At 56.1% G+C, this 5,493-nt stretch carries 7 protein-coding genes and 1 pseudogene; all 8 read right to left on the reverse strand.

Features of this window, described 5'->3' with window-relative positions:
- Positions 1 to 100 precede the first annotated feature (100 nt).
- The gene (gene hpf, locus HMPREF9538_RS24450) at positions 101 to 388 is read right to left on the reverse strand and encodes a ribosome hibernation promoting factor (protein WP_002918423.1); all 288 of its coding nucleotides are present in this window, start codon (positions 386 to 388) and stop codon (positions 101 to 103) included.
- Positions 389 to 410: 22 nt separating this feature from the next.
- Positions 411 to 1,844 carry an RNA polymerase factor sigma-54 gene (rpoN, locus tag HMPREF9538_RS24445; RefSeq protein WP_002918420.1) on the reverse strand — a complete coding sequence of 478 codons (1,434 nt, stop codon included), beginning with the start codon at positions 1,842 to 1,844 and terminating at the stop codon, positions 411 to 413.
- Between the two features lie 47 nt (positions 1,845 to 1,891).
- Positions 1,892 to 2,617 carry an LPS export ABC transporter ATP-binding protein gene (lptB, locus tag HMPREF9538_RS24440; protein ID WP_002918417.1) on the reverse strand — a complete coding sequence of 242 codons (726 nt, stop codon included), beginning with the start codon at positions 2,615 to 2,617 and terminating at the stop codon, positions 1,892 to 1,894.
- A 6-nt stretch (positions 2,618 to 2,623) separates the two neighbouring features.
- Positions 2,624 to 3,169, reverse strand: coding sequence for a lipopolysaccharide ABC transporter substrate-binding protein LptA (gene lptA / locus HMPREF9538_RS24435; RefSeq protein ID WP_002918415.1), 546 nt, complete (start codon positions 3,167 to 3,169; stop codon positions 2,624 to 2,626).
- Positions 3,138 to 3,713, reverse strand: coding sequence for an LPS export ABC transporter periplasmic protein LptC (lptC, locus tag HMPREF9538_RS24430; RefSeq protein WP_002918413.1), 576 nt, complete (start codon positions 3,711 to 3,713; stop codon positions 3,138 to 3,140). The genes lptA and lptC overlap by 32 nt, the downstream gene beginning before the upstream one ends.
- Positions 3,710 to 4,276, reverse strand: a complete 567-nt coding sequence (kdsC, locus tag HMPREF9538_RS24425; protein WP_002918405.1) for a 3-deoxy-manno-octulosonate-8-phosphatase KdsC — start codon at positions 4,274 to 4,276, stop codon at positions 3,710 to 3,712. The genes lptC and kdsC overlap by 4 nt, the downstream gene beginning before the upstream one ends.
- A gap of 14 nt (positions 4,277 to 4,290) precedes the next feature.
- Positions 4,291 to 5,295, reverse strand: a complete 1,005-nt coding sequence (gene kdsD, locus HMPREF9538_RS24420; RefSeq protein WP_004144922.1) for an arabinose-5-phosphate isomerase KdsD — start codon at positions 5,293 to 5,295, stop codon at positions 4,291 to 4,293.
- Positions 5,292 to 5,493, reverse strand: a pseudogene (locus HMPREF9538_RS29140) (calcium/sodium antiporter); the annotation flags it as partial. The pseudogene HMPREF9538_RS29140 and the gene kdsD, both read right to left, overlap by 4 nt.

Genomic DNA, 5,493 nt, shown 5'->3' on the forward strand with positions numbered 1-5,493 from the left:
GCAGGCCCTTTTTTCCGCGGGCTTCCCACCTCGGAAAAAAGGTTGATTCGTTCGCGCCGGGGGGGCGGGGGGGGGCGGGAGGGGGGGGGGGCCCGGACAATTAGTGTTGTTTTAGTTTATCTTTGTGCTTCGTTAACTGTCTTGCCAGCTTGTCGATAAGACCATCGACAGCCGCATACATATCCTGCCCTTCCGCACTGGCATGGATTTCGCCACCGTTGACATGCAGATTCGCGTCCGCAATTTGCGTCACTTTCTCTACTTTTAACACAATATAGACCTGATTGATCCGGTCGAAAAATTGCTCCAGCTTGCTGAACTTCGCCGTAACGAATTCGCGCATCGCAGGCGTAATTTCGACGTTGTGTCCTGTAATGTTGAGCTGCATAGTGTCTTCCTTATCGGTTATGTCAGACCAGTTGTTTACGCTGGTTTGACGGCGGGATGGATAAAGACTCTCTGTACTTCGCGACAGTGCGGCGCGCCACCATAATACCCTGCTCGGACAGCATGGAGGTGAGCTTACTGTCGCTCAACGGCTTCGCGGGGTTTTCCGCGGCGATGAGCTTCTTCACCAGCGCGCGAATCGCCGTCGACGAGGCTTCGCCTCCGCCTTCGGTATTCACATGGCTGGAGAAGAAATACTTCAGTTCAAAAATACCGCGCGGACTGTGCAGATATTTTTGCGTGGTGACACGGGAAATCGTCGATTCATGCATCTCGACGGCCTGGGCGATATCGGCCAGCACCATCGGCTTCATATACTCTTCACCCTGTTCGAAAAAAGCCTGCTGCTGCTCTACGATGCAGCGGCTGACGCGCAGCAGGGTATCGTTGCGGCTTTCCAGACTTTTAATCAGCCAGCGGGCTTCCTGCAGATTGCTGCGAATGAACTGGCCGTCGGCGTCATTGCGGGCGCTGTTGCCCATTGCCGCATACTGCTGATTTATTTTCAACCGTGGAATGCTGTCGGCGTTGAGCTCGACGGTCCAGCGGCCGCTCACCTTGCGCACCAGCACATCCGGGATGACATATTCCGGTTCGCTGGTCTGAATGGACTGGCCAGGGCGAGGATCCAGGGACTGGATCAGGTTGACCGCCTCTTTAAGCACCTCTTCTTTCAGGCGGGTGACTCGCATTAGAGTGCGGAAATCATGGTTGGCCAGCAGATCAAGATGGTCGCTGATAATCAGCCGCGCCTCTTCCAGCCACGGCGTCTCTTTAGCAAATTGCGACAGCTGGATCAGCAGGCAGTCGCGCAGATCTTTCGCTGCGACGCCAACCGGATCAAAACGCTGGATTCGCTTGAGGACCGCTTCCACCTCCTCCAGGCCGATCTCGTCATCGCCGATGCTGTCGACAATATCTTCAATCTGAATCGTGAGGTAGCCCGTATCGTCGACGGCGTCGACGATAGAGGTGGCAATAGCGCGGTCGGTGTCGGTGAAAGGCGTCAGCTCAACCTGCCACATCAGATAGTCCTGCAGCGTCTGGGTGGTCTCGCCTTGATAGACGGGAAGCTCGTCGTCCTGATAGTCGACGCCGTTACCCGACGGCGTGCCAGCGGTATAGATTTCATCCCAGCTGGCATCGAGAGGCAGTTCGTCGGGCATCTCTTTTTGCTCAAGCGCATCGACGGTATCGAGGGACTCGCGGTCCTCCACCTCTTTTGCCTCTACCTCGTCGTGAAGATCGGTTTGCTCAAGCAACGGGTTACTTTCCAGCGCTTGCTGGAGCTCTTGCTGGAGTTCTAACGTGGACAACTGCAGCAAACGAATCGCCTGCTGCAGCTGCGGCGTCATGGCAAGCTGTTGGCTAAGCCTTAATTGCAAACCTTGCTTCATGTTCAGGGTAAATATCTCCGGCTAAAACGTCTGTAACCTCTACCCTATCAGAGTCTGAAGTCTTCCCCAAGATACACGCGCTTAACCTGCTCATCTTCGAGGATCTGCTGCGGTGTACCATGAGCGATAAGGTGTCCCTGACTGACAATATACGCGCGTTCGCAGACCGCGAGGGTCTCACGGACGTTATGGTCGGTAATCAGAACGCCGAGACCGCTGTCGCGCAGGTGCTCAATGATGCGTTTAATATCGATAACGGAGATCGGATCCACGCCGGCAAAGGGTTCATCCAGAAGAATAAATTTCGGATTCGCCGCCAGCGCGCGGGCGATTTCGACGCGGCGGCGTTCACCACCGGAGAGCGCCTGACCGAGGCTGTCGCGCAGGTGCTCAATATGAAACTCTTCCATCAGCTCTTTAGCGCGATCTTCCCGTTGTTCGCTGGTTAGATCGTCACGGATCTGCAGGACCGCCATCAGGTTGTCATAGACGCTGAGGCGACGGAAAATCGACGCTTCCTGCGGCAGGTAGCCGATGCCCCGTCGCGCGCGCGCGTGCAGCGGCAGCAGGCTGATGTCTTCGTCATCGATGATGATATTGCCTGCGTCGCGGGGCACAATCCCGACCACCATGTAGAAGGTGGTCGTTTTACCGGCGCCGTTCGGGCCGAGCAAGCCGACAATCTCGCCCGAGTTAACGGTGAGACTGACATCTTCCACCACGCGGCGGCCTTTATACGCTTTAGCGAGATTCTTCGCAGTTAAGGTTGCCATAACGGATTAGTTACTCTTCTTTTGCTGGTTGCCGCTTTTATCCTGCAGCTCGGACGGCACCAGAACGGTGGTGACGCGTCGACCTTTATCGCTGAAGGCCTGCATTTTTTGCTCTTTCACCAGATAGGTGATCTTGTCGCCCTTGATGTTGCTGTCGAGCTGTTCCAGATAAGCGTTGCCCGTCAGCACGACGTAATCGTTCTGCAGCTCGTAGCGCATTTTCGACGCCCGGCCTTTTACCGGCTTGCCGTTATCCTGCATCTGATAGAAAGTAGCCGGGTTACCGAAACCTTCGATCACCTCTTTGCCTTTCTCGTTGCCTGGACGGGTGACCACCACTTTATCAGCGTTAATCTTGATCGTCCCCTGGGTCACGACCACGTTACCGGTGAAGGTGACGACATTGCCCTGCATGTCCAGCGACTGCTGATCGGACTCGATATGGATCGGCTGATCGGTATCGCCCGTCTTGGCGAGGGCCGGCAGGCTGGCGGCCAGTAACGCGCCGGCGAGCGCAATCTTAAGGCTGAGTTTGTTTGTTCTGAATTTCATAAGAGGTTCTCACCTTTTCAATCAGCTCGGCATTTTTGCTGCGAAGGTTTCCACGCATTTTCAGGCCGCTGGAATTAAATGTGGTGCCGTATAACGTCACCATGTCATCGGAGGTAACGTCCTGCGTTACCAGATTTATCTGGGCGTTATCCGTCGTAATTTTGCGCAGTTGAGAATCTGGCGCGAGCGCATTCACCTCAACGTGCCCGTAAAGATAGAGCATCCGGTCATTCGTCAGCTTCGCTTTGTCTGCTCTGACCGACCAGGTAGGCACCTTGTTAGTATCAAAGGTGGTCATCACCGGTTTGGTAAACCAGGAGACCTCCTGATCGGAAAAATATTCCACGTGCTCGGCAATCAGCCGATAGCTCAGGGCGCCTTCCGGACTGTATACCACGGTGTCGGTATGTTCGCTTTTATACGTAGGGTCGTTAGGATTGACCTCCGGCTGGGCCGTGTCGTCCGTATTCGCCAGATTCAGGCCGATAAGGATCAGCGCGAGCAGCGACAGTAAAATGATAACCCAACGTCTGGTTTTACTCATATTGATTGCCCTTTGGCCTCATCCAACTTGCCCTGCGCCAATAGTAACAAATCGCAGACTTCGCGTACCGCGCCGCGTCCGCCGTTAATTCGCGTGACATAATTCGCCCGCGGTAGCAGCAGCGGATGCGCATCGGCGACGGCGACGCTAAGGCCCACTTCGGCCATCACCGGCCAGTCAATAAGATCGTCGCCGATGTAGGCGACTTCTTCCGGCCGCACGTGCAGTTTGTCCGTCAGATCGCGGAACGCCAGCAGCTTGTCCGACTGCCCCTGGTACAAATGCGTGATGCCCAGCGTCTGACAGCGATCTTCTACCAGTTTAGCTTTTCGCCCGGTAATAATCGCCACTTCAATACCCGAGGTCAGCGCGCAGCGGATACCATAGCCATCGCGGACGTTAAACGCTTTCAGCTCCTCGCCGTGATTACCCATATAGATAAGCCCGTCGGATAATACACCGTCGACATCAAGGATCAGTAGACGGATCTTCGCCGCGCGATCGACAAACGCCTGGCTTACCGGCCCGTAGCAGGTCGCTAACTGAGCATCAGCATTATTCATTATTTTTTCCTTACTTACACTACGCCCGCGCGCAGCAGATCGTGCATATGTACCACACCCAGCAGATGGTCGCCATCGGCAACCAGCACGCAGGTGATATGACGGGATTGCATCAGGTTTAGCGCATCCACCGCCAGAGTGCCGGGGCGGATGCGGATACCTCCCCGGGTCATGACGTCGGCAATGCTGGCATCGCGCATATCAACGCCGGTATCGAAGACCCGGCGCAGGTCACCGTCGGTAAAAATACCGATGATGTTCATATCGTCATCGCAGATAGCGGTCATGCCTAAATTTTTACGCGTGATTTCCAGCAGCGCATCGCGCAGGGTCGCCTGCAGACCGACGTGCGGGATTTCATCACCGGTATGCATAATATCATTGACCCGCAGCAACAGCTTACGGCCGAGTGCGCCGCCCGGATGCGACAGGGCGAAATCCTCAGCGGTAAAGCCGCGGGCTTCCAGCAGGGCGACGGCGAGGGCATCACCCATCACCAGCGCGGCGGTGGTGCTCGACGTGGGCGCCAGTCCTAACGGGCAGGCCTCCTTCGGCACTTTCACGCACAGATGGATATCCGCCGCGCGCGCCATGCTGCTCTCCGGCCGGCTGGTGATACAGATAAGCTTCACCTGCTGGCGCTTGAGGACCGGGATCAGCGCGAGGATTTCATTCGATTCGCCGGAGTTCGACAGCGCAATTACCACATCCTGCGGGGTGACCATACCTAAATCACCGTGCGCCGCTTCGCCGGGGTGGACAAAAAATGCCGAGGTGCCGGTACTGGCGAAGGTTGCCGCCATTTTGCGGCCGATGTGGCCGGATTTGCCCATCCCCATCACCACGACTTTCCCGCCGCAGCGGAAAATCGTTTCGCAGGCATGGGTAAAGTCTTCATTTATGTATTGATCGAGCTGGGCCAGACCTTCACGTTCAATTTCCAGCACCTGACGGCCTGCCTGTTGAAAGTCAAAATCCGTGGGCAAATCTATTTGCGACATGATGTTATCCCGAATCATTCAACGAAGAGCGGTGCTGTCCAAAACAGCATCGCCAACCAAACCACAAAGCCGCCGACCAGCAGCGCGCCAACCAGTCGTCCCGGCTGCTGCTGACGGCGCCAGCACAGCACTGCGAAGATCAGGCTGACCAGCAGCATCACGCCATAATCGCGAGTGAAGGCTTCGGTCGCAAAGCTCCCCGGCGCGATCAGCGCC

The organism is Klebsiella sp. MS 92-3 (assembly GCF_000195655.1).
GTDB classification, from domain to species: Bacteria; Pseudomonadota; Gammaproteobacteria; order Enterobacterales; family Enterobacteriaceae; genus Klebsiella; species Klebsiella pneumoniae.